We start from the raw sequence: 5584 nt of genomic DNA on the forward strand, positions 1-5584 counted from the left end.
CAACAGTATGATTACCAGGTTCCAAATCAGAAGGAACATCCACAACAGCCTTACCATCAACTATAGGAACAGTTTGATTTACACCATCAATAGTAACAGTCACATTACCCTTTGCATCTTCAGGCAATTCAATGACTAATTTACCATCTTCTTCAGTTACATCAACTTTCGGAACATCGACAGTAGTTGAATTATTAACTGGAGCGTACTTACCGTCACCAGGATAAGATACATCAACAGTATGTTCACCAGGTCCTAAATCAGAAGGAAGATCAATAACAGCTCCACCATCCTTAATAGGAACAACATAATCCTTACCATCAATAGTAACAGTCACATAACCAGTAGCATCATCAGGAACATCCACAACAATCTTGCCATCTTCCTCACTTACAGTTAATGGATAGTCAGTCTCTTTAGGAATATCAATGACAGTTACATTGGAAACAGAAGCATACTTATCATCACCAGAGTAAGTTACTTCAACAGCATGTTTACCCGGTTCTAAATCAGAAATATCCACAACAGCCTTACCGTCTTCAACAGGAACAACATGCTCCACACCATCGATTTTAACAGTTACATTACCCGTAGCATCCTCAGGCAATTCTACAATGACTTTACCATCTTCAACTTTAACATCCATAGAAGTTTCAGCCGGATAAACAGTGAATGAGTCCATTACAGTTTTATCTTCATACCTGTCATTTCTAGAGAGTGTAACCGTAACATTATAGGTTCCCTGTTTAAATTTAAGAGGTAACTCAACATGAGCAACACCGTCAGTTACAGGTGCAGAATATCCGATTCCACCAATGTCAACCAGTACATTGCCGTTTACATCTTTAGGTAAGTTTATAGTTATATTGGTTTTTTCTCCAACTTTAATGTCTTCAGCAATTACATCAAATGGATAATCCACAATCTTAGGAACTTCAACAATAGTTGAATCAGATACAGATGAATACTTATCATCACCAGGATAAGTTACATTAACAGTATGTTTACCAGGTTCCAAATCAGAAATATCCACAACAGCCTTACCGTTTACAACAGGTACAGTTTGGTTTTCACCATCAATAGTAACAGTCACATCACCGGTAGCATCAGCAGGAAGTTCAATGACAATCTTACCATCCTCAACATCAACTTTCATTTGAGTTTCTTTTTCATCAATGGTAAATGAAGTAACATTTCCATTAGGTGCATAGTAATCATCACCAGGATATTTTACAACAACATCATGATCTCCTTTAGTTAAATTATCCAAGTGTAATTTAGCTTGACCAGCGGTTACATTTGCATAATAGCCAACACCATCAACATCAATCAATACCGGACCAGTTACATTTTCAGGCAATGTAACAATAATATCAACTGAATTTTCATCCACTATAGCATCAACAGTGATATTATAATCCTCAGCTTTAGGAACATTGAATGATTCCATATCGGAAGCACTGGTATAATTATCATTACCTGAGTAAATTACTTCAATAGTATGATTACCAGGCATTAAATCACCAATGTCAACGGTAATTGGAGTTTCAGTTATGTCAATCACATCATATTCGACACCATCGATTTTAACAGTTACACTACCAGTAGCATCAGCAGGAACTTCAATAACAGCAGTGCCTTCAGTTTCATTAACAGTGACTGAAATATCAGGTACTGCTTTATCTTTAACCACTAATGATACTGTATTGGATGTGTTTCCTTCGTATTTATTATCTCCAGCAAATGTAGCGTTAATGGTGTAAGTACCATTAGCCAAATCACTTAAAGTTAAGCTACCTTTACCGTTTACAACAGCAACATTATAATCTTTACCGTTGACTTTAACAGTTACAACGCCAGTAATTGTCGAATCTACATCAATGCTTAGAACAGCACTTTCACCAACAATGATTGAAGTCTTATCTAAACCAACAGTTACAGCTACAGGAACCCTGTTAACATCGAATGATTTTGTAGTTGAATTACTGTTATACTTGTCATTACCAAGGAAAGTAGCAACAACAGTAATAGTCTCATTGTTGACCGGAGTGTATTTCACAGAAGTCTTATTATCATTATCAACGTGTGCAGTGTAGTTAGCACCGTTAATAGTGAATACAACATCACCAGTAACAGTTTCATTCAACTCAGCAACAATAGTGATTTCACTGTCAACATAAATCGGAGCAACAATGTCATCAATACTGATTGTAATGTTATGTTTAATTACCTTGAATGTAGCAGTAGCACTGGAACCATAATAATCATCATCACCATCTAAAACAGCAACAACCACATAAGTACCATTAACCGCTTTATCAATAGTAATCTTATTATCCTTATCAAGAGCATATTCTTTACCGTTAATAGTAACAGTAACATTACCGGATGAATTTACTTTAGTCACAGTAATCACAACAGAATCATCAACACTGTAAACCGGATTAACATCAATAACAACAGCAGAAGAGCCTTTAGCAGTGACATTCACCCAACCACTAGCAACAGCTTCAACATACTTATCATTTTCCAGGTAAGTAACAGTAACAGTGTAATTACCAACACTTAAACCTTTAACAGTCAAGGAAGCATTACCGTTAGTCATGTTAACAGCATAATCAACACCATTAATGTTAACAACCAAATTAGCATTCCTATCAGCAGAACCAGTGACATTAATCACAGCATCATGATCAACAACAACAGTAACATCAACCACATCAACCACAGGAGTTAATTTATTGACAACAAATGTGGCATTATCAGTTGAATCAGTGTAGTTTTCATTACCTGCCAAAATAGCATTTACAACGTAATCGCCAGCTTCAGCATTATAAATGGTAATCTTATTATCACTGACAACTTTAACTTCACCATTAACTGTAACAGTTAAATCGGTTGAATTAACAGTCGTTAAAGTAATGACAATAGTATCATCGACTACATTAACTGATTTAACATCGATTGAAACACTGGTTCCAGCCTTTTCAACTTTGAATGTGGTTGAATTTGTTGCGGCAGTGTAGTTTCCATCACCAGCCAAAACAGCGATGATTGTGTAATCACCGGCAGCAATTCTATCAATGACAACCTGTTTATTGTTTACAGGGTAAGATTTGCCGTTAATTGTAACGCTGACAGTACCATTTGAACCAGTAGTGGTTAAATTAATTATGATAGTGTCATTGTAGACATATACATCATTAACTTCAATAACAATGGTTGAATTAGCATTAACAACAGTGAATTTAGCAGTGCTGGTTACATTGTTGTTATAATCATCATTTGCGAAGAATTCAACATCAGCAACTTTATCACCGGCAGATAAACCATCTAAATTAACAGTAGCAGTACCATTAGTTACAGTTGCGTTAAAGACCTTGCCGCCAACAGTAATGTTAACAGTACCGTTTGCATTATTACCTAAATTAATATTTGCAACAGCATCAGCAGGATAGGTCACATCATTAATAGTAACTGTAATAGTAGGAGTGACTCTTGAAACAGTGAATTTGACATCATTTAACGTTAATACATCATAATTGCTGTCACCATAGAAAGTAACATTAGCAACTTTATCGCCTGCAAGTAATTTAGCTGCATTAATCATGTTTTTAACGGTTTCATTGTACAATACTTTATCTCCAACCTTAATTGAAACGTTTCCATTGAAGTCATTAGCAACATTAATGATAAATGAAGTGTTTTGCTCAACAGTAACATTCAAAGCAATTACATCAGCAGTTAACGTAGCATTGTTAACAGTTAATTTTGTGCCGTTCTTGCTTTCAACGTATTTACCGTCACTATCATAAGTCACATTAACGTCGTAAACTCCGCTGTTCAATCCAGATACATTGTATGATCCGACACCATTAACGACTGCAACCAAGTATTCTTTACCATCAAGACTTAATTTAACAATAGTATTAATAGCAGGATTCATGTTAATTGTTACAACAGCAGTTTCACCAACTTTAATAGGTGAATTAGTCACAACAATTAAGTTCGTAGCTATCTTATTGACTTTCAAGGTTAAAGTATCTGAAACATTGCCCACATACTTATTATCGCCAGCATAAGTAGCATTGATTTTATAAGTATCATTAATTAAATCATATAAAGTTAAGTTTCCTTTACCGTTTACAATTCCAACAGTATAATTCTTATTGTTTACAGTAACAGTTACAGTTGTGTTAATGGTTTGATTTACAACAACACTTACAACTGCATTTTCACCGACAAAGATTATATCTTTATCCAATTTAATAGTCACATTAGTAGGAACTTTATTAACCGTTAACACTTTAACAGTTGAATGATTGCCTGAGTATTTAACATCTCCAGCAAATGTAGCATTAATATTATAAGTTCCATATACTAAATTGGAAGCAGTGTAAGTTCCAGTACCATTTACAACAGCAACATCATAAGTTTTATCGCCAACAGTTAATTTTACAGTTCCATTAATTGATTCGTTTAATCTGACAGTAATTACTGCATCAGCACCAACAGATATTGGAGTAGTGAACTCGACAGTAATATTGGTAGGAACCATGTTAACTGGGAAGTCTTTTGAAGTTGAATTACCATTATACTTATTATTGCCAACAAATGTAGCAACAACAGTTAAAGTCTTATTATTAACAGGAGTGTAGTCATAAGTAGCCTTATTATCATCTGAAACATGTACAGTGTAGTTTGCACCGTTAATTGTGAATATTACATCACCAGTAACAGTTTCGTTTAACTCAGCGATTATAGTAATTTCGCTTCCAACATAAATAGGAGCTGTAATGTCTTTAATTTCAATTGTAATATTGTGTTTAATGACATTGAATGTCTTATTAGCACTGGATCCGGTGTAGTTTTCATCACCAGCTAAAACAGCATTAATGATGTATTCACCAAATTCAGCACTGTCAATAGTCACATTCTTATTGGCTACAACAGTGTAAGATTTACCGTTAATAGTAACAGTAATAGCACCGGTTGAGTTTTCAGCAGTGAAATTAATTACAATCTTATCTCCAACTTCATAAATTGATTCTACTTGAATAGTAATATTAGAAGTATTCTTATTAATAGTAAATACGCCAGTAGCAGTCACATTATTGTTATACTTATCAGTAGTGAAGAACTCAACACTAGCAACTTTACTACCAGCAGATAAACCAGTTAAATCAACACTAGCACGACCATTAGTAACAGTTGCGTTAAAGACCTTGCCGTCAACAGTAACGTTAACAGTACCATTAGCATTATTGCCTAAATTAATAGTAGCAACAGCACTAGCATTATAAGTCACATTAGTAATTTCAACGGATATTGTAGGGTCAACTCTGGATACATTGAATCTAACATTATCTAAAGTTTTTACATTATAATTGCTGTCACCATAGAAAGTGACATTTGCAACTTTAGCACCAGCTTCAGACAATACTTTACCAATAACCATTGCTTCAACTGTACCGTTGTATAATACGTCATCTCCAACCTTAATTGAAACATTACCATTAAAATCATCAGCAACATTAATGATAAATGAAGTGTTTTGCTCAACAGTTACATTCAAAGCAGTTAC

The 5584-nt window shown here is 34.5% G+C and carries 1 protein-coding gene; it reads right to left on the reverse strand.

Going from position 1 to position 5584, the window contains the following annotated elements; genetic code table 11:
* On the reverse strand, positions 1–5584 hold a 5584-nt coding region (locus F3G70_RS11825), incomplete at both ends, for an Ig-like domain repeat protein (protein ID WP_149732909.1).

Origin of the sequence: Methanobrevibacter millerae, assembly GCF_900103415.1 — an archaeon.
Taxonomy (GTDB): domain Archaea; phylum Methanobacteriota; class Methanobacteria; order Methanobacteriales; family Methanobacteriaceae; genus Methanocatella; species Methanocatella millerae.